At 69.0% G+C, this 24,798-nt stretch carries 23 protein-coding genes; 15 read left to right on the forward strand and 8 right to left on the reverse strand.

Going from position 1 to position 24,798, the window contains the following annotated elements:
- Positions 1–254 precede the first annotated feature (254 nt).
- Entirely contained in the window at positions 255–1,385 is a 1,131-nt protein-coding gene (wecB, locus tag OWM54_RS14935; protein WP_141328718.1) for a non-hydrolyzing UDP-N-acetylglucosamine 2-epimerase, read from the reverse strand.
- Between the two features lie 105 nt (positions 1,386–1,490).
- Between wecB and kdsB the strand changes: the two genes are divergently transcribed.
- Positions 1,491–2,234, forward strand: coding sequence for a 3-deoxy-manno-octulosonate cytidylyltransferase (gene kdsB / locus OWM54_RS14940; protein ID WP_267697927.1), 744 nt, complete (start codon positions 1,491–1,493; stop codon positions 2,232–2,234).
- Here kdsB and OWM54_RS14945 read toward each other — a convergent pair whose 3' ends face one another.
- Entirely contained in the window at positions 2,235–3,083 is an 849-nt protein-coding gene (locus OWM54_RS14945; protein ID WP_223746170.1) for an aldo/keto reductase, read from the reverse strand.
- 94 nt (positions 3,084–3,177) lie between these two features.
- Between OWM54_RS14945 and OWM54_RS14950 the strand changes: the two genes are divergently transcribed.
- The 6 genes from OWM54_RS14950 (at position 3,178) to OWM54_RS14975 (ending at position 9,316) form a co-directional block, all read left to right on the forward strand.
- On the forward strand, positions 3,178–4,944 hold the full coding sequence (locus tag OWM54_RS14950; RefSeq protein ID WP_267697928.1) for an ABC transporter ATP-binding protein: 1,767 nt from the start codon (positions 3,178–3,180) through the stop codon (positions 4,942–4,944).
- A 316-nt stretch (positions 4,945–5,260) separates the two neighbouring features.
- On the forward strand, positions 5,261–5,494 hold the full coding sequence (locus tag OWM54_RS14955) for a hypothetical protein (protein WP_141328710.1): 234 nt from the start codon (positions 5,261–5,263) through the stop codon (positions 5,492–5,494).
- An 84-nt stretch (positions 5,495–5,578) separates the two neighbouring features.
- Entirely contained in the window at positions 5,579–7,213 is a 1,635-nt protein-coding gene (locus tag OWM54_RS14960; protein ID WP_223746168.1) for a CTP synthase, read from the forward strand.
- Complete coding sequence (gene kdsA, locus OWM54_RS14965; protein ID WP_223746167.1) at positions 7,210–8,049, forward strand: 3-deoxy-8-phosphooctulonate synthase; 840 nt, start codon at positions 7,210–7,212, stop codon at positions 8,047–8,049. Before OWM54_RS14960 ends, kdsA begins: the two co-directional genes overlap by 4 nt.
- Before the next feature lie 29 nt (positions 8,050–8,078).
- A complete protein-coding gene (locus OWM54_RS14970; protein WP_046717472.1) occupies positions 8,079–8,660 on the forward strand; it encodes a KdsC family phosphatase in 582 nt (193 codons plus the stop codon).
- A gap of 35 nt (positions 8,661–8,695) precedes the next feature.
- The gene (locus OWM54_RS14975; protein WP_046711239.1) at positions 8,696–9,316 is read left to right on the forward strand and encodes a response regulator; all 621 of its coding nucleotides are present in this window, start codon (positions 8,696–8,698) and stop codon (positions 9,314–9,316) included.
- Between the two features lie 134 nt (positions 9,317–9,450).
- On the opposite strand, the gene OWM54_RS14980 is transcribed toward OWM54_RS14975, so the two are convergent.
- On the reverse strand, positions 9,451–9,900 hold the full coding sequence (locus OWM54_RS14980; RefSeq protein ID WP_223746166.1) for an Hsp20/alpha crystallin family protein: 450 nt from the start codon (positions 9,898–9,900) through the stop codon (positions 9,451–9,453).
- A gap of 257 nt (positions 9,901–10,157) precedes the next feature.
- On the reverse strand, positions 10,158–10,352 hold the full coding sequence (locus OWM54_RS14985) for a CPXCG motif-containing cysteine-rich protein (protein ID WP_141328702.1): 195 nt from the start codon (positions 10,350–10,352) through the stop codon (positions 10,158–10,160).
- 81 nt (positions 10,353–10,433) lie between these two features.
- Here OWM54_RS14985 and OWM54_RS14990 point away from each other — a divergent pair, with 81 nt between their 5' ends.
- The gene (locus tag OWM54_RS14990) at positions 10,434–11,297 is read left to right on the forward strand and encodes a general secretion pathway protein GspE (RefSeq protein ID WP_223746165.1); all 864 of its coding nucleotides are present in this window, start codon (positions 10,434–10,436) and stop codon (positions 11,295–11,297) included.
- Positions 11,298–11,300: 3 nt separating this feature from the next.
- Here OWM54_RS14990 and serB read toward each other — a convergent pair whose 3' ends face one another.
- From serB to OWM54_RS15005, 3 genes are all read right to left on the reverse strand, one after another.
- Positions 11,301–12,491, reverse strand: a complete 1,191-nt coding sequence (gene serB / locus OWM54_RS14995; RefSeq protein WP_223746164.1) for a phosphoserine phosphatase SerB — start codon at positions 12,489–12,491, stop codon at positions 11,301–11,303.
- A gap of 167 nt (positions 12,492–12,658) precedes the next feature.
- Positions 12,659–14,242: a serine/threonine-protein kinase gene (locus OWM54_RS15000; protein WP_223746163.1), complete on the reverse strand. Its 1,584-nt coding sequence runs from the start codon at positions 14,240–14,242 to the stop codon at positions 12,659–12,661.
- Positions 14,243–14,309: 67 nt separating this feature from the next.
- Positions 14,310–15,059, reverse strand: coding sequence for a TIGR02266 family protein (locus tag OWM54_RS15005; protein WP_046711233.1), 750 nt, complete (start codon positions 15,057–15,059; stop codon positions 14,310–14,312).
- A 105-nt stretch (positions 15,060–15,164) separates the two neighbouring features.
- On the opposite strand from OWM54_RS15005, the gene nuoE reads away from it, so the two are divergent.
- The 7 genes from nuoE to OWM54_RS15040 all read left to right on the forward strand — a co-directional run bounded on the left by nuoE (position 15,165) and on the right by OWM54_RS15040 (position 23,481).
- Positions 15,165–15,653, forward strand: coding sequence for a complex I 24 kDa subunit family protein (gene nuoE, locus OWM54_RS15010; protein ID WP_141324621.1), 489 nt, complete (start codon positions 15,165–15,167; stop codon positions 15,651–15,653).
- 35 nt (positions 15,654–15,688) lie between these two features.
- Positions 15,689–17,029, forward strand: coding sequence for an NADH-quinone oxidoreductase subunit NuoF (gene nuoF / locus OWM54_RS15015; protein WP_223746162.1), 1,341 nt, complete (start codon positions 15,689–15,691; stop codon positions 17,027–17,029).
- Positions 17,026–17,535: an NADH-quinone oxidoreductase subunit J gene (locus OWM54_RS15020; protein WP_267697929.1), complete on the forward strand. Its 510-nt coding sequence runs from the start codon at positions 17,026–17,028 to the stop codon at positions 17,533–17,535. The genes nuoF and OWM54_RS15020 overlap by 4 nt, the downstream gene beginning before the upstream one ends.
- Before the next feature lie 75 nt (positions 17,536–17,610).
- On the forward strand, positions 17,611–17,913 hold the full coding sequence (nuoK, locus tag OWM54_RS15025; protein ID WP_046711231.1) for an NADH-quinone oxidoreductase subunit NuoK: 303 nt from the start codon (positions 17,611–17,613) through the stop codon (positions 17,911–17,913).
- A 22-nt stretch (positions 17,914–17,935) separates the two neighbouring features.
- Positions 17,936–20,170, forward strand: coding sequence for an NADH-quinone oxidoreductase subunit L (nuoL, locus tag OWM54_RS15030; protein ID WP_223746160.1), 2,235 nt, complete (start codon positions 17,936–17,938; stop codon positions 20,168–20,170).
- Positions 20,167–21,897, forward strand: coding sequence for a complex I subunit 4 family protein (locus OWM54_RS15035; RefSeq protein ID WP_223746159.1), 1,731 nt, complete (start codon positions 20,167–20,169; stop codon positions 21,895–21,897). Before nuoL ends, OWM54_RS15035 begins: the two co-directional genes overlap by 4 nt.
- A gap of 24 nt (positions 21,898–21,921) precedes the next feature.
- Positions 21,922–23,481 carry an NADH-quinone oxidoreductase subunit N gene (locus tag OWM54_RS15040; RefSeq protein ID WP_248542514.1) on the forward strand — a complete coding sequence of 520 codons (1,560 nt, stop codon included), beginning with the start codon at positions 21,922–21,924 and terminating at the stop codon, positions 23,479–23,481.
- A gap of 85 nt (positions 23,482–23,566) precedes the next feature.
- On the opposite strand, the gene OWM54_RS15045 is transcribed toward OWM54_RS15040, so the two are convergent.
- Positions 23,567–24,391 (reverse strand): GNAT family N-acetyltransferase, encoded by an 825-nt coding sequence (locus OWM54_RS15045; protein WP_267697930.1) that lies wholly within the window; start codon positions 24,389–24,391, stop codon positions 23,567–23,569.
- Positions 24,392–24,798: the final 407 nt, after the last annotated feature.

Below are 24,798 nucleotides of genomic sequence, written 5' to 3' on the forward strand. Positions count from 1 at the left end.
GCCACCTGGAGGAGTCCTCACTCCCCCGCCGCGTACGCGGTCACAGCCTCACGCGGATGCAGACACGCGCCACACGGTGAAGCCCAAACATGTCCCCGTCGCTTACGCCCTCACAACGTCACACCGAGGCGGGCACACGCCACGTGGTGAAGCCCACACGGGCCCCCATCACATGCGCACTCACATCCTGGCGCCGAGGCGGCACGCGCCACACGGTGAAGCCCACACGAGCCCCACCGTGCGCCGTCACACGCTCACGCCGAAGCCGCGCGCCGGGCGTCGTCGCTCACGCCCAGGAAGCGCGCGAACAGGTCCGCGATGCGCTCGCCGGAGCGCCCATCCCAGTACTCGGGGATGCGGCCCTTCTTGCCCTGACCATCGAGCACGCGGTCCGCCGACTCGCGGATGCGGTCCGGGTCCGTGCCCACCACCTCGTTGGTGCCCTGCTCCACGGTGATGGGGCGCTCGGTGTTCTCGCGCAGCGTGAGGCACGGCACGCCCAGCGCCGTGGTCTCCTCCTGCAGACCGCCCGAGTCGGTGAGGATCAACTTCGCCTGCGACGTCAGCGCGAGGAACTCCAGGTAGCCCATCGGGTCCACGGGGCGCAGGTTCGGGCTGCGCTCGAACCACGACCCCAGGCCCTGCTCCGAAATCATCTTCCGCGTGCGCGGGTGCACCGGGAAGATGACCGGCACGCGCGAAGCCACGTGCGCGATGGCGGACAGCAGCCCCCCGAGCAGCTTCGGGTCATCCACGTTGGACGGCCGGTGGAGCGTGCACACCGCGTAGCCGCGAGGCTCCACGCCCAGGGTCTTCAGCACGGGCAGCTGGTCCGCCCGCTCCTTCGAGGCGAGCAGCGAGTCGATCATCACGTTGCCCACGAAGTGGATGCGCTCCGGGTCCGCGCCCTCCTTCAGGAGGTTCGCGTCGGCGTCGCGAGAAGGCGTGAGCAGCAGGTCGGACAGCCGGTCCGTGACGACGCGGTTGATCTCCTCCGGCTGGTGCCGCGAGTAGCTGCGCAGGCCCGCCTCGACGTGCGCGAGCGCGATCCCCAGCTTCGACGACACGAGCGCGGCGGCGACGGTGCTGTTGACGTCACCGACGACGGAGACCAGGTCCGGCTTGTGCTCGAGGAACACCCGCTCGAGCTCCACCATCGTCTTGGCCGTCTGCTGCGCGTGGCTCCCCGAACCGATGCCCAGGTGCACCTCGGGCGCTGGCAGCCCCAGGTCCGAGAAGAAGACGTCGCTCATCTTGACGTCGTAGTGCTGTCCCGTGTGGACCAGGACCTGCTGGAGCTGATTCCGCGCGGCGATGGCGCGGTGGATGGGCGCGACCTTCATGAAGTTCGGGCGCGCGCCGACGATGTGGATGACCTTCTTCATGTCGCCAGCCAAGCTAGGCACGCCGGGTCGGATGCCTAGTGGCTGCGGGGCGCCCACCCATCCGGGGGCCAGCGTCCGTTCTGAATCTGATAGACGGAGTGTGCCATGCCCTCCTCGCGCACCATCGCCGTCATCCCCGCCCGTCACGCCAGCACCCGCTATCCGGGCAAGCCGCTCGCCCTCATCGCCGGCCGTCCCATGGTGGAGCATGTCTGGCGCCGCTGTCAGGAAGCAGGCGTCTTCCACGAGGTCTGGGTCGCCACCGACGACGAGCGCATCCGCGCCACCGTCGAGTCCTTCGGCGGCCGCGCGGTGATGACCAGCCCCGCCTGCGCCACCGGCACGGACCGCGTGGCCGAGGTCGCCCGCGCCCGTCCGGACGTGGACGTCTGGGTGAACGTCCAGGGCGACGAGCCCCTGGTCGACCCGGCCGCGCTCGAGGCCCTCGCCGGCCTCTTCGACGACACCGCCGTGCGCATGGGCACCCTCGTGCGCCCCCTGGAGGCCGACGAGGCGGAGAGCCCGCACGTGGTGAAGGCGGTGCTCGCGCTCAACGGCGACGCGCTCTACTTCAGCCGCAGCCTGGTCCCCCACGCCCGCGAGACGGGCACCCCCGTCCCCCGCTGGGGCCACATCGGCCTGTACGGCTACCGACGCGACGTGCTGCTGCGCCTCGCCGACCTGGCCCCCACGCCGCTCGAGGAGACGGAGAAGCTGGAGCAGCTGCGCGCGCTGGAGCACGGCATCGCCATCCGCTGCGCCCGCGTCTCCTGGCGCACGGTGGCCGTGGACATCCCCGCCGACGTCGCGAAGGTCGAGGCCGTCATGCGCGAGAAGGGCCTGCTGTAGTCAGAGCATCGGCAGCTCGTCGCTGTAGGCCCCCAGCGGGAACGCGGCGTCCAGGCGCGCCAGCTCCTCCCGCGACAGCCTCAGCGACGCGGCCGCGGCGTTGTCGCGCAGGTGCGCCACGCGGCTCGCCTTCGGGATGGCGAACAGCGAGGGCCGCCGCACCAGGAACTGGAGCGCCACCTGCCGGGGCGTGACGCCATGCGCGCGGGCCACCGCCTCCAGCACGCGTCCGCCCGGACTGTCGGGACGCGGGAAGCGCCCGTTGCCGAACGGGCTGTAGCCCACCACCGCGATGCCACGCGCCTCGCACCAGGGCAGCACCGCGTGTTCGATGGCGCGCTCCTCCAGGTGGTACAGCACCTGGTTGCACGCGACGCGCTCCGGCTTCGCGAGCTCGACGAGCTCCTCCAGCTCCGCCACGCCGAAGTTGCTCACGCCCCACGAGCGAATCTTCCCGTCCGCCACCAGCTTCTCGAAGGCGCGCACCGTCTCCTCCAGCGGATGCGAGCCGGGCCAGTGCAGCAGGTAGCAATCCAACACGTCGGTGCGCAGCCGCTTCAGGCTCCGCTCACACGCGGCCAGGGTGCCCGCGTACGTCGCGTTGGACGGCATCACCTTCGACACCAGGAAGACCTCCTGACGCCGGCCGGCGATGGCCTCGGAGACGATGGACTCCTCCACGCGGCCATGGCCGTACAGCTCCGCGGTGTCCACATGCGTGAGCCCCAGGTCCAACCCCGCGCGCAGCGAGCGGATGGCCTCGTCGCGGTCATCCTCCTCCATCTGCCATGTCCCCTGCCCGAGGACGGGAACCTGCCTGCCGGTACCGCCGAAGACGCGCTGCTCCATGGCCTACCTCCGTGTCCGGAAGGATGAGCACCTCCCACCCGCTCCGACAGCCGGGAGCCGTGCGAAGCGGGAAACTCCGCGCTAGTCTCCGCCGGTGTCCGCCCGCCCGTCACCCGCCAAGCCCCGGCTCCCCTCGCGCGTGACGCTGGGTCGCCTGCTCACCCTCGCCCGGCCCGAGGTCCCCACGCTCGTCGTGGGCACCCTCTTCCTGCTCCTCAGCAGCGCCGCCACGCTCGTCTTCCCCCGCGCCATCGGTGATTTGGTGGACGAGGCGCTCGGCGCGCGCAGCCGCGACAAGCTGGACACCATCGCGCTGGTGATGTTCGCCGTCTTCGTCGTGCAGTCGGTGGCCATGGCGCTGCGCGCCTACCTCTTCAGCACCGCCGGCGAGCGCGTGGTGACGCGGCTGCGCAAGCGCCTGTTCCAGAGCCTGCTGTCCCAGGAGGTGGCCTTCTTCGACGAGCGCCGCACCGGAGAGCTCACCAGCCGGCTCGCCTCGGACACGAGCGTCCTGCAGAACACCGTCACCACCAACGTCTCCATGACGCTGCGCTACACCTTCCAGGCCCTGGGCGGCGTGGCGTTGCTGTTCTTCACCTCGCCCCGGCTGACGCTGGTGATGCTCGCGCTCATCCCGGCGGTGGCCATCGGCGCGGTGGTGTACGGCCGGCGCGTGCGGGTGCTGTCGCGCCAGGTGCAGGACGCGCTCGCCGCCTCCAGCGAGGTCGCCGAGGAGGACCTGTCCGGCATCCGCACCGTGCGCTCGTTCGCCGCGGAGGCCCACGAGGTGGAGCGCTACGGCGCCGCGGTGGACCGCGCGCTGGCGCTGGCCAAGGACCGCGCGCGCCAGTCCGCCGTCTTCATGGGCGTCGCCTCGCTGGCCATGTACGGCTCCACCGCGGCCATGCTCTGGTACGGCGGCCGCCTGGTGGTGGACGGAGAGCTCACGGTGGGCGCGCTCACCTCGTTCCTCATCTACACCTCGCTCGTGGCGCTCTCGCTGAGCGCGGTGGCGGAGGTGTGGGCGGACTTCATGCGCGCCAGCGGCGCCGCCGAGCGCGTCTTCGAGCTGGTGGACCGCGTGCCCGCCATCCCCGCCGGAGGCCACCAGCTCCCGTCGGTGAAGGGCCACGTGGAGTTCCGCGGCGTGCGCTTCTCCTACCCCACGCGCGCGGACGTACCCGTGCTCCAGGGTCTGGACCTGGAGCTCAAGCCCGGCGAGGTCGTCGCGGTGGTGGGCCCCTCGGGCGGAGGCAAGTCCACGCTCGCCTCGCTCATGTCGCGCTTCTACGACCCGCAGGGCGGCGCGGTGGTGCTGGACGGACATCCGCTCACCACGCTCGAGCCCGAGTGGCTGCGCCGCAACGTCGGCATGGTGGCCCAGGAGCCCCAGCTGTTCTCCTGCTCCATCGCGGACAACATCCGCTACGCCAGGCCCGACGCCACCGACGCCCAGGTCGAACACGCCGCGCGCGCCGCCAACGCCCACGACTTCATCCAGCGCTTCCCGGAGGGCTACAACACCCAGGTGGGCGAGCGCGGCGTGCAGCTGTCCGGCGGCCAGAAGCAGCGGGTCGCCATCGCCCGCGCGGTGCTCAAGGACCCCCGCCTGCTCATCCTCGACGAGGCGACCAGCGCGCTCGACGCGGAGAGCGAGCACCTGGTGAAGGACGCGCTGGAGCGCCTGATGAAGGGCCGCACCACGCTCGTCATCGCCCACCGCCTGTCCACCGTGGCCAACGTGGACCGCGTGCTCGTGCTGGAGTCGGGCCGCATCGTCCAGAGCGGCACCCACGCCAGCCTCATGGGCCAGGACGGCCTCTACCGCCGCCTGGTCGAGCGCCAGTTCGTCGCGGCCTGAACGGCCGCCTACCCTCCGCGTCCTTCGCTCATCGCACCGGAAAGTGGCGCGAAATCAGGGGGGCGATTAGTTGTTCCGGCCTCAAGAAAGGAGGTGATGCCTTGACCGACAGCAAGAGTCAGGCGTCCACCTCCGCTTCGGTGGCCTGAAACGGCTTTCCGTCGCGGTGGAAGACGCTAAAGGTTTCAGGGGCCCGTCTCCGCACATGCGGGGGCGGGTCTTTTACTTTCCGGTCGGGAATGGAAGTCCCGACAACCTGTTCCGACGCGCCGGGGGGAGTGGCCGACCCTTGACGTACCCATCCGGGAGATTCGCCGTGTCCATCACCCCGTGCCCCAGCCCTCTGCCCACCGCCCTGCGTGACGAGGAGTCCGTCCAGGCGCAGCGCAACCTGTACTGCCCCAACTACGACGCCTGCCTGCACATGGTGGTCAAGCGTGGCTGGGAGGGCTGGAGCTGCCGCAACTGCGACTTGCGTGACTTCCGCGTCGGACAACCCGACGTCCGGGAGTTCGCCGTGTCCCGCCCGGGTGCTTGGGACGGCAACTGAGGCGGCGTCAGCAGGCGGACCGGTCGCCCCCCCGTCCGGCGCAGAATAATTGACGCATCCCTGCCCTACTTGGCAGAACGGGATATGCGCTCCAAGAAGACCAAGTTCATTTTCGTGACGGGCGGAGTGGTCAGCTCCCTCGGCAAGGGCCTCGCCTCGGCCTCCATCGGCGCCCTGCTGGAGAACCGTGGCCTCGCCGTCACGTTGCTCAAGCTGGACCCGTACATCAACGTGGACCCGGGCACGATGAGCCCGTTCCAGCACGGCGAGGTCTTCGTCACCGAGGACGGTGGCGAGACGGACATGGACCTGGGCCACTACGAGCGCTTCACCAACGCGCGGATGAGCCGGCTCAACAACTTCACGTCGGGCCGCATCTACCACGCGGTCATCATGAAGGAGCGCCGCGGCGAGTACCTGGGCAAGACGGTGCAGGTGATTCCGCACATCACGGATGAAATCAAGGCGAGCATCCGTCAGGCGGCCCAGGACGCGGACGTGGTCATCGTGGAGGTGGGCGGCACGGTGGGCGACATCGAGTCCCTGCCCTTCCTCGAGGCCATCCGCCAGATGCGCTACGACGTGGGCAGCCAGAACGCCGTCTACGTGCACCTGACGCTCTTGCCGTACATCGGCGCGGCCGGCGAGGTGAAGACCAAGCCCACGCAGCACTCGGTGATGAAGCTGCGCGAAATCGGCATCCAGCCCGACTTCCTCGTGTGCCGCACGGACCGCGAGGTGTCGCGCGAGCTCAAGGACAAGATTGCGATGTTCTGCAACGTGGACACCGGCAACGTGTTCACGTCCCCGGACGTGCGCAGCATCTACGAGCTGCCGCTGGAGCTGCACCGGCAGGGCCTGGATGACCGGCTCGCGGAGGTGCTCAACATCTGGAGCCGCGCGCCGCACCTGGAGCGCTGGGAGAACATCATCCGCAAGGTGTACGAGCCCGCGCGAGGCCAGGTGCAGGTGGCCATCGTCGGCAAGTACGTGAACCTGACGGAGAGCTACAAGAGCCTCAACGAGGCCTTGCTCCACGGCGGCATCGCCAACGACGTGAAGGTCAACCTGCACTTCGTGGACAGCCAGGACGTGGAGGCGCAGGGGCCCGAGAAGCTGCTCGCCGGCGTGGACGCCATCCTGGTCCCCGGCGGCTTCGGCGTGCGGGGCACCGAGGGGAAGATCGCCGCCGTGCGCTACGCGCGGGAGAAGAAGATTCCGTTCTTCGGCATCTGCCTGGGCCTGCAGATGGCGGTGGTGGAGTTCAGCCGGAGCGTGCTGGGGCTCACCAACGCGAACAGCCTGGAGTTCAACGAGCACACGCCGCACCCGGTGGTGACGCTCATGGAGAGCCAGGTGTCGGTGCAGGACAAGGGAGGCACCATGCGCCTGGGCAGCTACGCCTGCGCGCTCAAGCCCTCCACCCGCGCCCACCAGCTCTACGGCCAGGACCTCATCCAGGAGCGCCACCGGCACCGCTACGAGGTGAACAACGCCTACCGCGGCCGGTTGCAGGAGGCGGGCCTGGTCATCTCCGGTCATAATCCGGAGCTGAACCTGGTGGAGATGATTGAACTGTCGGACCACCCCTACTTCGTCGGCTGCCAGTTCCACCCCGAGTTCAAGAGCAAGCCCTTCGCCCCCCACCCTCTCTTCTCCGGCTTCATCAAGGCCGCGCTCGACCAGCGCGACGCCTCCGCCGGCCAGGTGCGCGCATGAGCGCCAGCAGCCTTCCGATTACCCTCTGTGGCCACAAGGTTGGCCCGGGACAGAAACTCTTCGTCATCGCCGGCCCGGACAGCATCGAGTCCGAGGAGATGGCGCTGAAACATGCTCACTTGCTCAAGGGCATCACCAGCCGGCTGGGCGTGCCCTATGCCTTCAAGTGCTCGTATGACAAGGCCAACCGGACAAGCGGGAAGTCCTTCCGAGGTCCTGGCCTCCGGGAAGGGCTGCGCATTCTAGCGCGTATCAGGGATGAAGTGGGCGTCCCGGTCCTCACGGACGTCCATGAAACCAGCCACGTAGGTCCTGCCTCGGAAGTTGTGGATATCATCCAGATACCGGCGTTCCTGTGCCGGCAGACGGACCTGGTCGAGGCGGTGGCTCGCTCGGGAAAGGGCGTGAACTTGAAGAAGGGACAGTTCGTGGCCCCCAAGGACATCGTCCACTCGGCGCGCAAGGCGTTCGAGACGGGCAACCCCAACGTGCTCGTCACCGAGCGGGGCTCGACCTTCGGCTACAACAACCTGGTGGTGGACATGCGGGGCCTGGCGCAGATGCGCGAGGCGGGCCTGGCCGTGTGCTTCGACGCCACGCACTCCGTGCAGCAGCCCAGCTCCGGGGACGGGGTGACGGGAGGCGACCGCAAATTCGTCTCACTGCTCGCCCGCGCTGCCGCGGCCGCCGGGATTGATGCATTGTTCACGGAAGTCCATGAGGACCCTGACCGTGCCCTGTGTGACGGTCCGTGCTCCCTCAATCCACAGATGTTCGAGGACGTGGTACGAAATGTGCTGGATATCCGCCGGGTGTTGGGACACGAGCCCGGCTGATGAACACGACGAGGGGAGCCGAGCAGACGATGCAGACGGACGCACCTTCCAAGCCTGGAAAGGAAGAGCTGACGTCCCGCGCGGCGCGCGTGCGGCTCTTGGTCTTCGACGTGGACGGGGTGCTCACCGACGGCGGCCTGTATTACGGCGACGGCGGGGAGCTGATGAAGCGCTTCGACGTGAAGGATGGCCACGCCCTGGTCATGGCCCGGCTGTCGGGCCTGCCCGCCGCCATCCTCACCGCTCGCACCTCAGGAATCGTGGAGGCACGCGGGCGGGAGCTCGGGCTGGCGGCTGTGTTTCAAGGCCGCCGGGACAAGGGTGCCGCACTGGACGAGCTCCTCCAGCAGCTGGGCGTCCCCCATGAGGCCTGTGCCTACATGGGGGATGACCACAATGACCTGGCCCCGCTGTCGAGGGTGGGCTTGTCCGCGTGTCCCGCGGATGCAGTTCCCGAGGTGCGTCAGGAGGTCCACTTCGTGGCTCAGAGCCCGGGAGGCCGTGGGGCCGCCCGGGAGCTCGTGGAGCTCTGCCTCAAGGCCAGTGCCCGTTGGGACGGGGCCGTGGGTCTGATGAGGGGGACTGATGGACGCAGTGCGCAGAGAGGTTGAAGGAAACCCCGTATTCAAGGTAGGTGGTTGATTCCATGGGCAGCGGAATGATGCAGCAAGAGGGGAGTACGGCGATGACGGACCAGCTCTACACGACGCACGACATCAGTCGTTTGCTTCAGGTGGATCCGTCCACGGTGAGCAAGTGGATTGACCGGGGCATCCTGATGGCCTTCAGGACGCCGGGCGGTCACCGCCGGGTGCGCTCGGCGGACCTGCGCACCTTCCTCATCGCGCACCAGATGCCGGTTCCGGAGGAGCTGGGCAGCGGCACGGTGCGGCTGTTGGTGGTGGATGACGAGCGGGCGGTGCTGGACGCCGTCAAGCGCGCGTTCAAGCCGTTCTCCGCGCAGGTGGAGCTCCAGACGACGACGAGCGGCGTGGAGGCCCTGCTGCTGGTGTCCGAGCAGAAGCCGCACGGGATGATCATCGACCTGAACATGCCGGACATCGACGGCCTCGAGGTCTGCCGTCGCATCCGCGCGCGCAAGCAGATGGAGGGTGTGCGGCTCATCACGATGACGTCCATGCACACCGCCGACGTCGTGGAGCAGTCCAAGCAGGCGGGCGCGCTCGCGTGCCTGGCCAAGCCGCTCGATGTGCAGCAGGTGCTGGAGCTGTTCCGCGTGCCCATCTCGCTCGGCGCCAAGCGCTGAGGTCGGGAGGGCTTCCGCCGCCCCCTCGCGGAAGCCCTCGACAGGGGTGAAGAAGGAGGAAGCCGCGCCGTTCTTCCCCGGACAGCGGCCTCCCAGCAGGGGTGTGCGCGCGATTCGACGCCTCGCGCGAAGCATCAGCCCTGGACCTTGACCTCGATGACCCGAGGCTTGGACTCCTCGCGTCGAGGCAAGGTGAGCGTCAGCACGCCCTGCTCGTAGCGCGCCTCCACCTTGGTGGCGTCCACCGTCTCCGGCAGGGAGAACGAGCGCGTGAAGCTGCCCTGGGCGCGCTCCTGGCGGCGCACGGACACGCCCTCGGCGATGGGTTGCGCCTTTCGCTCGGCCTTCACGGTGAGCACGTCGCGCTCCACCGTCACCTGGATGTCCTTGGCGTCCACGCCCGGCATGTCGAGGTGCAGGGTGACGCCCGCCTCGGACTCGAGGATGTCGGCCGCGGGCACGCGCTCGCGGGCCGTGGACTGACGGAAGAAGCCCGGCTGGGCGAACTCACGGAAGAGCGCGTCGAAGTCGCGCATCAGGGGGTTCACCACCACGGCGGAGTTGAACGGGTTGCGATTCTGCATGGTCTTCTCCTGTGCGTGACACTCCTCTGGCGGAGTGCACGGTGTGTGAATCACAGACGTTGTCGTTGTCGGCGGTTCCGCCTCGGGGGCCCCATCGGGGCTCCACTCCAGCGCCGCCTCACAAGACTCAAGAGAACCATGCTCCGGGACGTGTCAAGCAACGCCCCCGGGCCCTCGCGGCCCCCTCCCGCCATGCCCGCACGCCTGCTCTGCGGACATCCGGACGAGGGCCTTCCGGGACGGGTGGACCCGGGCCGTCAGTCGTCGTCGCGGGCCAGGGCCACGGCGTAGGCCTCCTCGTCGCGCGACACGTGCACGGTCCACGGGCGGCAGCAGACGGGACAGTCCTCGATGTAGCGCTCCGCGCTGGCGCCGATGGGGTCCACGTCGACCTCCACCTCCTCGCCACAGTAGGGGCACTGCTGGATGGCGGCTTCCGCGAAGGGCTGCATGATGGTGCCTCCTCGCCCTCGTAGCGGGCGAAAGCGTCGCGGACTGAGCGTCCGCGCCGTCAGACGGTAGACTCCCGAGCCATGGCTTCTCCTTCCCGCAATCGCATCGGCGAAATCCTCGTCAAGGCCCGCGTCATCGACGAGCTCCAGCTCCGCAGCGCCATGGCCACCCTGGACCAGTGGGGCGGGCGGCTGTCGCGCGTCGTCGCCGACCTGGGGCTGGCCACCGAGGACACGATTACGGAGGCCATCTGCCAGGGCCTGGGGATGCAGCGCGTGCAGTTGGGCAACATCAGCCGGGACGCAGGCGCGCTCTCGCGCGTGGACATGACGCTCGCCGAGCAGAAGGCCGTCTTCCCCGTCACGCTCAAGGACAACGGCAAGACGCTGGTGCTCGCCATGGCGGACCCCACGGACCTGGCCACGCTGGACCAGGTGGCGGCCCGCAGCCGCGCCCGGGTGGTCCCCATGGTGGCGGGCGAGCGTGAAATCGAGCACGCCATCCTGCGGCACTACCGGGGCCAGGAGCCGGTGGTCAGCACGCGCTTCTCTCCCTCGCGCAACCAGTCCTCGGACACGCAGGCCACCGTCGACGAGCAGGAGGACGAGTTCAAGGTCGTCGACATGAGCGGCAAGACGGTAGTGAAGCGCATCGCCGACATCGTCCCGCCCGAGTCACCCGCGGCGGCGCCAGCCCCCCGCGCTCCGGAGCGGCCCGCACCGCCCGCGGCGGCCCAGGGGTCGAGCGCGGCGGACATCCTCGACGAAATCCTGGCCGGTGGCCCGTCCACCTCGCCCGAGTGGACGGACGAGGACCTGCAGCGGCTGCAGACGCTCCAGCAGAACCAGGAGAAGAGCTCCAAGATTCTGCGCGCCCTGCTGGAGCTGCTCCTGGAGAAGGGCAAGCTGCAGCAGCGCGAGCTCGCCGCCAGGATGCGCCTGTAGCGCTCAGCCCGCTTCCTGGAGCTCCCGCCCGGTGAGCCCCAGGAGGTAGAGGATGGTGTCCAGCCCGCCGGCGGAGATGGACGTGTCGGCGGCCTCGCGCAGCCGGGGCTTGGCGCGGAACGCGATGCCCAGCCCCGCGCGCTCCAGCATCAGCAAGTCATTGGCGCCGTCGCCCACCGCGATGACCTGCTCGAGCAGGATGCCCTCCTGGGCCGCGAGCTGCTCGAGCAGCTCCGCCTTGCGGCGCGCGTTGACGATGGCCCCCACGGTGCGGCCCGTGAGCCTGCCGCCCTCCTCCTCCAGCACGTTGGAGTAGGCATGGTCGATGCCGAGCCGCCCCTTGAGCGCCTCCGCCGCCACGGAGAAGCCGCCGCTGATGACCGCGGTGCGGTAGCCCAGGCGCTTGAGCACGCGCACCAGCGTCTCGGCGCCCTCCGTGAGGGGCAGGTTGGCCGCGAGCCGGTGCAGCACGTCCACGTCCAGCCCCTTCAGCAGCGCCACGCGCTGGCGCAGCGACTCGTCGTAGTCCATCTCCCCCTGCATGGCGCGCTCGGTGATGCGCGAGACCTGCTCGCCCACGCCGTGCGCGCGCGCCAGCTCGTCGATGACCTCGATGCGGATGAGCGTGGAGTCCATGTCCATCACCACCATCCGCTTGCCGCGCCGGAACAGGCTCTCCTTCTGCAGCGCCACGTCGAAGGTGTTGTCGCGCATGGACAGCGCCAGCAGCGAGCGCTTGAGCACCTGGGGCTCCAGCGCGGGCGGCAGGGTGACGTGCAGCTCCATGGAGCCCAGGTGCGGCTCGGACAGCCGGACGATGCGCTCCACGTTGGCGCCCGCCTGGGCTAGGTGCGAGGTGAGCGAGTGCAGCTGCCCCGCCCCCAGCGCGCGCCCCACCGCGGTGACGACGTAGCGCGCGGGCATGGGAGCCCCGGGGTCCGGCGTCTCCACCGCCTGGAAGTCCAGCGCCACGCCCAGCTCCCGCGCGGCGAAGAGCAGCGCCCGGGGAATGCCCACCGACTCGGGCAGCCGCACCAGGAGGCACAGCGTCAGCCGGCCCTGCACCACCACCTGCTCCACGTCGAGCAGCTCGGCGCCCGCGTCCGCGAGCAGGCCGGTGAGGCGGGCGGTGATGCCGGGGTGGTCCTTGCCCGTCACGGTGACGAGCACACAGCCTGGAGCAGTGGAGGTCATGGCGCGCGGCACAATGCCATGACCCCGCCTGGACGGGGCGGACGCCGCGAGGCCCCCACGTCGTGCCTGCCTGCTACCGCGGTGGCGGAGGGCCAGGGCACGGCCTCTCCACGCCACCGTCCACACGGGGGACGAGCCTCACGAGGAGGCCCGCGCCCTGGAGCGCGTCACTGCTGGGGCGACTCGGAGGACAGGATGAGGTCGCCGCGGACGAGGAACTCCTTGTCCGGGAAGGCCTTGTAGAAGTCCTCGAGCATGGCGTCGACGTCCGGGTAGCGCTGCTCGCGCTTGTCCTGGGTGGCCTTGTCGAAGAGCTGGTCCAGGCCGCTGGGCGCCTCGGGGTTCACCTCCGAGGGGAGCGGCGAGCGGCGGCCCGGAATCTGCCCGGTGAGCATCTCGTAGAGCAGGATGCCCAGCCCGTACACGTCCGCGGAGGGGCCCGGGTCCTTGGCGCCGCGGTTCATCAGCTCCGGGGCCATGTACGCCATGCCGCCGGTGCCCACGAAGACCTGGGGCATGCCCTTGGTGGCGTCCACCTCCACCACGCGGCCCAGGCCGAAGTCGGACAGCTTGGCGTTGCCGTAGGCGTCGAAGAGGACGTTCTCCGGCTTGAGGTTGTGGTGCGTCAGCCCCGTGGCGTGGGCCGCGCGCAGGCCGTAGGCCATCTGGAGGAACGTGCGCAGCGCGAAGGGCACCGGCACCCCGCTGCCACCGCCCGCGTCCAGCCGCTCCTTCAGGCTGCCGTTCATCAGCTCCAGGACGAAGTAGGGGCGGCTGGCCTCCACGTTCTGGTCCACCACCTGGACGATGCCGGGGTGGCGCACCTGGGCCTGGGCGCACAGCTCCTTCTTCAGCCGCTTGAGCACCTCACCGCGCTGCAGGAAGGAGAAGTACCCGAAGATGTCCTTGAGCTCCTTCAGGCAGATGTCCAGCCCCAGCGCCGTGAAGCGGCCCTTGAAGACGGTGCCCAGCGGGCCCGTGCCGATGGGGTCGAACTTCTGGTAGCGCAAGTCCAGCTCCGTGCCCTTCGGGGCGACGGGCGCGGCGGCGACGGGAGAAGTGGCGGCGGGAGGGGGCATGGAAGGGGCGGCGGACGACGACGGGGGAGCGAGGGGCAGCGGCGCGGTGGGAGCCAGACCGATGGACGTCTCCCGGCGAGGCTCGGGCGTCGCGGGGGTGATGAGCGCCACGGGCACAGGCGGCGTGAAGGGCGCCGGGACGGGCACGGGTACCTGCGACGTGTTGGGCGGCGGCGTCAGGTCCAGCGCGGGCATGGCCGAGCGCGCGGCGCGCATCGGCGGCATGGGCGGCGGCGACGGGGGCGGCGCAATCTGCGTGGCCGCGGTGGGCACCACCTCCGCCTCGTCCAGGAGCAGCTCCGGCGGGGGCGGCGGCAACACCAGCGACTCCTCGGTGCCCTGGGCCACGGGGGGCTCGTCCTCGGCCGAGGCAATCTGGTCGGCGAAGAACTCGCCCACCTCCACGGAGAACTTGTCCGACAGCTCCCCGCCCGCCACGCGCTCGCCCTGCTCGGTGAGCTTGAGCTGGGCCTCGCGGTCCATGGCGATGTAGTGGAACTTGCGCAGGAAGAAGAAGTAGTTGTCGAAATCGAGCGAGACGGACGGCTCCAGCGCGGCCTTCACATCGGCCAGCTTGTTGGAGCGTCCGAGTTGGCCGTTCTCCCTCAGGTTTCGGAGGATGAACAGCGCCTCGCCACTGACGGCGTCGCGGTTGATGGCGGCCTTCGGCATGGGTGGGCGACTCTACGACGTCCACCCGCCACCGCTCAACGTGGGACTGGCGGAACCCGGGGGGTTCTCAGCGGATGCGAAGCAGCTGCTTCACCGTCTCCAGGACCTCGACGAACTTCACCGGCTTGCGCAGGTAGATGTCCACGCCCAGCTGCAGCGCGCGGTCCTGGGCCTCCTTGCCGCCGGCGGAGATGGCGATGACGGGGATGGCCCGCAGGGCCTCCTCCTCGCGGATGCGCTCCACGAGCGCGAAGCCGTCCATCACCGGCATGTAGAGGTCCGTCATCACCAGGCTGAAGCGGCCCTCGCGCAGCATGCCCAGCGCGTGGTGCCCGTCCGGCGCGAAGTGGACCTCCAGGGGCACCTTCCCGTGCAGCTCACCGGACGCCAGCTTCTTCAGCACGTAGCTGTACATCTCGATGATGTGCGGGTTGTCCTCGACGATGAGCACACGGTACCCCTCGTGCTCGGCGTGGGGCGCGTGGCTGTTGGGTCCTGCCGCACTCAAGATGTCACCCAGTCTGCGCCTGTCCTCCGCGCGCTCGACGCGGACCCCGACTCCTCCGGGCTGATCGACGCCCGCGGGCCTCATCCAGGCCACGATGCCGGTGACTTCTACCGGATCCAGCAGTCCCGGGAAAGAAAGTGCGAGCCGCACCTCGTCCCCCAGGGTGAAGACCTGGTCGGTCTGCACGAAGAGCCCCGAATGGGACAGGTTCTCCGTGACGTCACGCGCCTGGCGTCCGTCGGCGTACTCCACCTTCAGCACGGCCGGGACCCGGGGGTGCTGACGCTTGTTCTCTGGGCCCGGGGTCATAACAAGGGGTTGAAATCGCTCGGCAATTTGCTGATGGCGGCCCAGTGTACCGTCGAGGGTTTATGTTGACAACGCGGCCTTTGGAGCAATACGTAGCCCCCCGCCATGGCGGAGCCCCTGTTCACTCCTGAAGAGCAGAAGAAGTTCGACGCGGGTATCGCGGAGATCATCTCCCACTACCCCTCTGATCGCAAAAGCGCGGGCATGCTCCCGGCGCTGCGCCTGCTCCAGGAGATCAAGGGCTGGCTGCCGCCCGAGGGCCTGCGCCTGGTCGCCAAGCACCTGGAGGTCACGCCGGAGCGCGCCTACGAGGTCGCCAGCTTCTACGTGATGTACCACCTGAAGAAGCCGGGCAAGTACGTCATCGACGTCTGCACGAACCTGTCCTGCTCGCTCTGGGGCGCGGAGAAGATGCTCGCCTACCTGGAGGAGAAGCTCGGCCTCAAGGCAGGTGAAGCCAACGAGAAGTTCACCTTGCGCGAGACCGAGTGCCTGGCCTCCTGCGGCACGGCGCCGTGCCTTCAGATCAACGAGGATCACCACGAGAGCCTCACCCGCGCGAAGCTGGACGCCATCCTGGCCAAGCTGAGCTGAAGCGCCACCCTTTCACCCAGGCAGGACGTCATCACATGGCCTCTACGGCAAAGGGCATCGACCCGATCATCTCCGCGGCCTGGGGCAAGCCCCAGTCCTGGACGTTGGACAGCTACAAGAAGCGCGGTGGCTACGAGGGTCTGAAGAAGGCGCTGGAGATGCAGCCGGCCGCCATCATCGACGAGGTGAAGAAGTCCAACCTCCGCGGTCGCGGCGGCGCCGGCTTCCCCACGGGCCTGAAGTGGAGCTTCGTCCCCAAGGACAGCCCCAAGCCCAAGTACCTCGCGGTCAACGGCGACGAGTCCGAGCCGGGCACCTTCAAGGACCGCTACATCCTCGAGGACGACCCGCACATGATGCTGGAGGGCATCGCCATCGCGTCGTACGCGCTGGGCGTGCACACCTGCTACGTGTACCTGCGCGGCGAGTTCAAGTTCCCCGCGGAGCGCTGCCAGGCCGCCATCGACGAGGCGTACAAGGCGGGCATCTTCGGCAAGAAGCTGATGGGCAAGGACTACGAGCTCAACTGCTACCTGGTCCGCGGCGCCGGCGCGTACATCTGCGGCGAGGAGACGGCCCTGCTGGAGAGCCTGGAGGGCAAGAAGGGCTGGCCGCGCTTGAAGCCCCCCTTCCCCGCCGTCGTCGGCCTGTTCGGCAGCCCCACGGTGGTGAACAACGTGGAGACGCTCGCCAGCGTGCCCCACGTCTTCACGGGCGGCTCGGACTGGTACGCGAAGCTGGGCACGGACAAGTCGGGCGGCACGCGCCTAGTGTGCCTGTCCGGCACGGTGAACCGGCCGGGCGTCTACGAGGTGTCGATGTTCACGACCCTCGCGGAGCTCATCTACGACGACAAGTACGGCCGGGGCATGCCGGCGGGTCGCAAGGTGAAGGCCGTGATTCCGGGCGGGTCCTCGGCGCCGGTGCTGGGCGCGGACGAGCTGGACGTGGCCATGGAGTTCGAGGCCCTCAAGGTCAAGCAGACCATGGCGGGCTCCGGCGGCGTCATCGTCATGGACGACTCCACCTGCATGGTGCGCAGCCTGTGGCGCGTGGCGCGCTTCTACGCCGAGGAGTCCTGCGGCCAGTGCACGCCGTGCCGCGAGGGCACGCCGTGGCAGACGCGCCTTCTGCGCAAGATTGAAGAGGGGCGCGGCGAGCCGGGCGACGTGGAGATGCTCTCCAACGTGGCATCCTCCATCGCCCCCTACCCGCCCATCGGCCTGGGCAACACCATCTGCGCGCTGGGTGACGCGGCGGCGCTGCCCACGCACTCGTTCCTGATGCGGTTCAAGGACGAGTTCGAGGCCCACATCCGCGAGAAGCGCTGCCCGTTCGGCGACAAGCCCTGGGGTTCGTTCGGAGACTGGTCTTGAACATCGAGCTCATCCTCTTCGGGGCGTTCGCGCTCCTGACGCTGCTGTCGGCCGGGATGGTCATCTTCGCGCGGAGTCCCATCAACTCCGCCATGGCCCTGGTCTCCACCTTCTTCTTCCTGGCCGGGCTGTACGTCCTGCTCTGGGCGCACACGGTGGCGGTGCTCCAGGTGCTCGTCTACGCGGGCGCCATCATGGTGCTCTTCCTGTTCGTCATCATGCTGCTGAACCTGAGCGAGTCGCCCTCGCGTGGAAAGCCCACGCTGACGAGGCTCGTGGGCGGGGTGGCGACGGTGGGCCTCCTGGCGGTGCTGGGCATCGCGCTCAGCAAGCTGCCCTCGGGGCCGCCCCCGTCCATGGGCGTGGAGGCGCAGGCGACCTTCGGCACCATGGCGACGCTGGGTCAGGTCATCTTCACCCAGTGGCTGCTTCCCTTCGAGGCGGTGAGCCTGCTGCTCCTGGTGGCCATCGTGGGCGCGGTCGTCGTGGCCAAGTCGCGAATCTGATCGCAGCCGACTCCCTCAAACTTTCTGTGCTAGATGGCGGCGCAGGTCGTCCGCCCGCGAGGCCCCGAACCGGCCATGGTCCCCATCTCCTACTACCTCCTGCTTGCCGCCGCCCTGTTCTGCATGGGCATGTTCGGCGTGCTGGTGCGCCGCAACGCACTGGTCGTCTTCATGTGCGTGGAGCTGATGCTCAACGCGGCGAACCTGACGTTCCTGGCCTTCGCCCGCATGCACGGCGACAGCATCGGGCACGTCTCCGCCTTCTTCGTCATCGCGGTGGCCGCGGCGGAAGCGGCCATCGGACTGGCCATCGTCATCGCCGTCTTCCGGAGCCGAGGCAGCATCCTGGTGGAAGACATCCGGACCATGAAGCACTGACGGACACGCCAGGAGCCCACTCATGAGCACCTTCTCGGAATTCCTCCAGGTCGCGCCGGTCGCGCCAGAAGTGATGGCGCCCTCGCTCTGGCTCATCATCGCGCTGCCCCTGTTGGGCGCGTTCATCTGCGGCGTGTTCGGCAAGATGCTGGGCCGCGCCAACGTGCACCTGGTCGCGTGCTCCGCGGTCGCGGGCGCCTTCGTGCTGAGCGTGCTGGCCTTCTGGGCCACCAGCTCCATGGACCTGGAGAGCCGCCGGCTCCTGTCCTTCATCGTGAACCCGTTCGGCAACGAGCGGGACTACGTGCGCTACGCGATTGCGCACGACTACGGCACCTGGTTCTCGGTGGGCGACTTCCGGGTGAACTTCGGGCTGATGGTGGACCACCTGTCCGGCATCCTCCTGCTGGTCATCACCGGCGTGGGCTTCCTCATCCACCTGTACTCCACCAGCTACATGGAGCACGACGAGGCCTACTGGCGGTTCTTCGCGTACCTGAACCTCTTCGTCGCGGCGATGCTGACGCTGGTGCTGGCCGACAACCTGGTCCTGCTCTTCGTGGGCTGGGAGGGCGTGGGCATGGCCAGCTACCTGCTCATCGGCTTCTGGTACACGGACCCCGCCAAGGCGTGGGCCGGCCGCAAGGCGTTCGTCACCAACCGCATCGGTGACTTCGCGTTCCTCATCGCCACGTTCCTGATGGTGCTGATGGTCGGCGCCTTCAACCGGCAGGCCGACGAGCGCGACTACACGGCGGCGGGCAGCACCAGCCAGCGCTACGCCTCCGCGCTCGAGGACAAGGGCCCCGTCACCTTCCTGGGCCTGCAGAAGTTCGCCGAGGCGATGCCCGAGGGCGGCGCCGGCAAGGTGGACCTGTCCACGACCATCGCCGCGGGCCCCCTGGAGGGCTACACGTTCGGCGGCGTGATGACGGTGGCGCTCCTGCTGTTCCTCCTGGGCGCCGCGGGCAAGAGCGCGCAGCTGCCGCTCTACGTCTGGCTGCCGGACGCCATGGCCGGCCCGACGCCGGTCTCCGCGCTCATCCACGCCGCGACGATGGTGACCGCGGGCGTGTACCTGTTCAGCCGCATGTCCGCGCTGCTGGTGCTCAGCCCCACGGCGATGGCCACGGTGGCCATCATCGGCGCGCTGACGTCGCTTCTGGCCGCGCTCATCGCCTTCGCGCAGGACGACATCAAGAAGGTGCTCGCCTACTCCACGGTGTCGCAGCTGGGCATCATGTTCATGGGCGTGGGCATGGGCATCTTCTGGGCGGCCGTGCTGCACCTGGTGACGCACGCGTTCTTCAAGGCGTGTCTGTTCCTCGGCGCCGGCAGCGTGATGCACGGCAACGGGGACGAGACGGACATCAAGAAGCTGGGCGGCCTGCGCCACGAGATGAAGTGGACGTGGGGCACCTTCTTCGTCGCCACGCTGGCCATCACCGGCATCATCCCGCTGTCCGGCTTCTTCTCGAAGGACGCCATCTTCCACGGCGTGCACCACAACCACCTGGCGGGCCTGCACTGGGTGTCCAGCGCGGTCTACTACCTGGGCCTGCTCATCGCCGCGTGCACCGCGTTCTACATGACGCGCGTGTACCTGCTGACCTTCGAGGGGCCCCGCTCCAAGGAGGCCAAGGTGGCGCACGCGCACGAGAGCGCGTGGCAGATGACGCTGCCCCTGGTGGTGCTGGCGGTGCTCAGCGTGGTGGCCTCCGTGTACGCGTGGCCGCTGCTCAAGGCGCCCGGTGACGGCCGTCCGCAGCCGGTGTTCGAGAACTTCCTGAGCCCGGTGTTCGCCGCGATGAACCGCGTGGTCGCCACGGGCAAGACGGTGGAGCTCGACACGAGCGTCCCCACGCTGGGTGACTACGGCTTTGCGTGGCTGGTGGCCGTCTCCGGCGGCGCGCTGGCGGCGTTCCTGTACCTGCGCTTCTTCCCGTCCCGCGCGGGTCAGCCCGCGCCGGCCTATGCCCGGGCGGTGCGCCGCGCGGCGCAGAACAAGTTCTACGTGGACGAGCTGTATGAGCTGGCCATCATCCGGCCCATCAAGTTCATGAGCTTCATCCTCTTCCGCGTGGTGGACGCGCTCCTCATCGACACCGTGGCGGTGCGCGGCACGGCGTGGGTGACGGCGCGCGTGGGCAGCGCGCTGCGCTACGTCCAGTCGGGCGACGCCCAGGCCTATGCCGCAGTGATGGCCCTCGCCCTGCTCGGCGGCGTGGCCTACGCCCTCATCCAGGTGCTGCAATGAGCTTCTTCGACACCCACCTGCTCAACCTCGTCGTCTTCCTGCCGCTCGTCTTCGCGGCGCTGGTGCTGATGCTGCCCGCCGGCGAGGCGGGACAGATTCGCACCGTCACGTTCATCGGCATGGTGGTGGACCTGGTCTTCGGCGTGTGGGCGTACTCACGCTTCGAGGTCGGCGGTCCCGAGTTCCAGCTCGAGTACCGGGTGCCCTGGTTCCAGGAGTTCGGGCTGAGCTACCACCTGGGCGTGGATGGCCTGGCGGTGAGCCTCATCCTCCTGACGGTGTTCCTGGGCCCCCTGGTGGTGCTGGCCTCCACCACGTACATCAGCCACCGCATCAAGGAGTTCCACCTGGCGCTGCTGGTGCTCCAGACGACGATGCTGGGCGCGCTGGTGTCGCTGGACGTGCTGCTCTTCTACATCTTCTTCGAGGCCATGCTCATCCCCATGTACCTGCTGGTGGGTGTGTGGGGCGCCGAGGACCGCCAGATGGCGGCGGTGAAGTTCTTCCTCTACACGCTGGTGGGCTCGCTGCTGATGCTGGTGGCGCTCATCGCGGTGTACTTCATCAGCTCGCCGGCGGGCGCGCGCTCGTTCGACTACGCGAGCATCTACAACGGCCTCCTGGACGCGAACCGGCAGCTGTCCGCGTGCTCCGCGGGACCCGCGGGCGCGTGTGATTCGCTGACGGGCATGGCCGCGACGCTGCACACATACGGCCCCTGGCTGTTCGCGGCGTTCGCGCTGGCGTTCGCCATCAAGGTGCCGATGTGGCCGGTGCACACGTGGCTGCCGGACGCGCACGTGCAGGCGCCGGTGGCCGGCTCCATGATCCTGGCCGGCGTGATGCTGAAGATGGGCACCTTCGGCTTCTGGCGCTACGCGATTCCGCTCTTCCCGGTGGCCGCGCAGCAGGCCCGGCCGTTCCTGGCGACGCTGGCCGTCATCGGCATCGTCTACGGGGCGCTGATGTGCCTGGCGCAGCGGGACATCAAGAAGCTCATCGCGTACTCGTCCGTCAGCCACCTGGGCTACTGCATGCTGGGCATCTTCGCGCTGACGGCGGAGGGCGCCACGGGCAGCGCGTACCAGATGCTCAACCACGGCGTGTCCACGGGCGCGCTGTTCCTCCTGTTCGGCTTCCTCTACGAGCGGCGCCACAGCCGCCTGATGGCGGACTTCGGCGGCATCGCCAAGGTGATGCCGGTGTTCACCACGGCCTTCATCATCATCACCTTCTCCTCGGTGGCGGTGCCCGGCACCAACGGCTTCATCGGCGAGTTCCTGGTGCTGCTCGGCACGTTCAAGAGCGACCTGGGCGCGGCGGCCGGCAACCCGCACCTGACGGCGGTGTTCGGCGCGTTCGCGACCACGGGCGTCATCCTGGGCGCGGCGTACATGCTGTGGATGGTGCAGAAGGTGTTCTTCGGTGGCCTGACGCACCGGGAGAACCAGCACCTGCGCGACATGAACGTGCGCGAGAGCCTGACGGTGCTGCCCTTCATCATCCTCGTCGGGGTGATGGGCCTGATGCCCCAGCCCTTCCTGGACCGCATCGAGCCGTCCACGGAGCGCTTCCTGTCCCGCGCCCGCGTGGGCACGCCCGGAGCGGGTGTGCAGGCCGACCAGGTGCGCGTGGAGGTGATGTCCCTGCCGGCCAACCCCACCGTGGCAGCCCCGAGCGCCCCTGCCCCGCTCGCCGCCCGGGCCGTCCCCTCGTCCCGGCCGTAAGCCGACTGAGCCCTCGCCATGACCTTGCCCCTGCCCAATCTGACCCTGGCAGACTTCCTCCCGCTGATTCCCGCCATCATCCTGGTGGTGGGAGCCTGCATCCTGCTGCTGTCGGAGGTGTTCCTCAGCAGCACCGCGTCGCGGTCCTACCAGGCCGTGCTCTCCGTGGTGGCGGCGGTGGCGGCTGGCGCCGTGGCCGTGTCCAACATGTTCGAGCCGGCGCACGAGGCGTTCCTCGGCTTCGGCGTGCTGGACCCCTTCTCCAGCTTCCTCACCTTCGTGGTGTGCGTGGGCCTGGGGCTGGCGTCGCTCAGCTCGGTGAGCTTCCTGCGCAAGCGAGGCGCGGAGCGCGGTGAGTTCTACGCGCTGATGCTGTTCGCCGCGGCGGGCATGAGCCTGTTGGCCCTGTCCAACGAGCTCATCACCCTGTTCGTGAACCTGGAGGTCCTCTCCATCGCCACGTACGCGCTGACGTCGTACCTGCGGCGCGGGACGCGGCCCTCGGAGGCGGGCTTCAAGTACTTCATCCTGGGCGCGTTCTCGTCCGCGGTGCTGCTGTACGGCGCGGCGCTGCTGTACGGCGCCACCGGCACCACCACGCTGACGGCCATGGCCGGGCCGCTGTCGACGGCGCTCGCCCAGCAGCCGGCGCTGGTCTACGCGGGCCTCATCCTCCTGGGCTCCGGCTTCGCCTTCAAGGTGGCCGCGGTGCCGTTCCACATGTGGACGCCGGACGTCTACGAGGGCGCCCCCACCCCCGTCACCGCGCTGATGAGCGCGGGCGTGAAGGCGGCCGCGTTCGCGGCGCTGGTGCGCGTGTTCCTGACGGTGGGCAAGGGCATCGACCCGCAGATGCCGCTGGTGCTGTTCTCCACCCTGGCCTTCCTCACCATGGTGGTGGGCAACCTGCTGGCGATTCCGCAGCGCAACGTGAAGCGCATGCTGGCGTACTCGTCCATCGCGCACGCCGGCTACCTCCTGGTGGGCGTGGCGGCGCTGTTCGTCACGGCGCCGGGCGAGCAGTTCCGCCTGCTGGGCCCGTCGGAGCTGACGGGTGGCTCGCCGCTGGAGCTGGCGCGCTCGCAGGCGCTGCGCGGCATCCTCTTCTACCTGCTGGCCTACACCTTCAGCGCGGTGGGCGCCTTCACCCTGGTCTCCGTGCTCGAGCGTCGCGAGGACGAGGAGAAGGGCACCGCGTGGGATTTGGAGCGCTTCAGTGGCCTGGCGCAGCGGCGCCCGGGCTGGGCCGTGGCCATGGCCGCGTTCATGCTGTCGCTGGGCGGGATTCCTCCCACCATCGGCTTCATGAGCAAGCTGCTCGTGTTCCAGAGCGCGGTGGACGCGGGCCTCATCGGCCTGGCCATCATCGGCGTGCTCTCCAGCGCGGCGGGCGTCTATTACTACCTGCGCGTGGTGGTCTACATGTTCATGCGCCCGGTGCCCGAGGGCGCCCAGGCGCTGGAGCGCAGCTGGTCCACCGAGCTGGCCCTGGTGCTCTCCACCGCGGCCGTGGTGGTGCTGGGCATCCTCCCCGGCCCCGTCACCGCGTGGCTGGTGCAGGCCAGCAGCCTCTTCGGTCAGTAGCCTTCGCGGGCCGCGAGCCCGTCGACTCCGCCCGCCCCGGCCTCGTGCCCGGGCGGGCGTCGTCTTTCAGGGGCACCGGAGTGCGTCAGCCCGGGAGCTCGCCGCGCAGCTCGTACGTCTCCAGGCGCGTGCGGGCGCCGGCCTTCCGCAGGACGGCCACCAGGGGCTCGTTGTCCGTCATCACCACGCCCAGGGACTGCCGCGCGGGCCCCACGCGGGTGAAGGCGTCTTCCAGGAGCGCCCGGGCATGCGCGAGGGACACCGCGAAGAACGGGTAGAGCACCGCGCCGCCGGAGCGCAGGTCCATCAGCCCCAGCAGCTCCGTCCCGCGCGTCAGCTTCCAGAGCTGGTGCGAGGCGAGTGAAGAGAAGCGCGCGAGCTTGCCCGGAATCATCCCGAAGGCCTCCGTCAGCGGCTCCCAATCCGCCGACTCCACCGGCGACGTCTTCAGGCCCCGGGGCGCTTCGGGCAGCGTGGCCACGTGGGCCCGTGTCACCTCCAGGTCCGTGGCCTGCCGCGCACGCCGCATCCCCAGCGAGCCGTACAGCTCCAGGGCCGGGGTGTTGTCGCGCACCACCGTGAGGGACCAGCGCTGGCAGCCCTGCGCCCGGAAGCGCTCGGCCGTCCTCAGCATCATCCACCGCCCCAGCCCCTGACGACGCGCAGCGGGCGCCACCACGAGCTGCCCCACGTACCCCATGACGCCCAGGGCCTCCGTGGACGTGTACCCCACCACCCCACCCTGCCCCTCGACGAGGAAGGTACGAGCCGCCAGCTCCTGCTCCCACATGGACGCCGGCGGCGGAGGGTCCTCCAGCCCCAGCTCCGCGAACAGCCTGACATACGTCGGGTAATCGTCGGCGCGTCCGGGCCGCTGCACCCACGGACACGGCCCCACATCCACCGTCATCGGCCTGCCTCCGGTTAGAAGGAGCGATACCGACGCGAGCCTGACTCAACGTCCGACGGCACAAAAGAAGGCGGCCCGACACTCCAGGGGAGGGTCGGGCCGCGGGTCTTCTGAAGGTGACTCACCGGAAGTGCTGAAGGGGTGGGGGGGAACCGCCTTCAGCCTCGCTTCGATGTGTCCCGCGTGAACCTATAGCAGTCGCCGTGCCAGACCCCGATTTGAGACAAACTCCAGTTTTCTCAGGCACTTAGAGGTCTGCCCAACACTGGCCCACCCCGGCGATTGCATTTCAGCCCTGCAATCGGCTTTCAGAACTGAAAATCTCCAATGAGTCCGGGTGGTTGTGTTTTTCACCGATGAACCCCGTTCATTTCGGATCTGAATCCACGGGTGCGCAAAAGTTACAC

Origin of the sequence: Myxococcus sp. MISCRS1, from assembly GCF_026626605.1 — a bacterium.
GTDB lineage: Bacteria > Myxococcota > Myxococcia > Myxococcales > Myxococcaceae > Myxococcus > Myxococcus fulvus.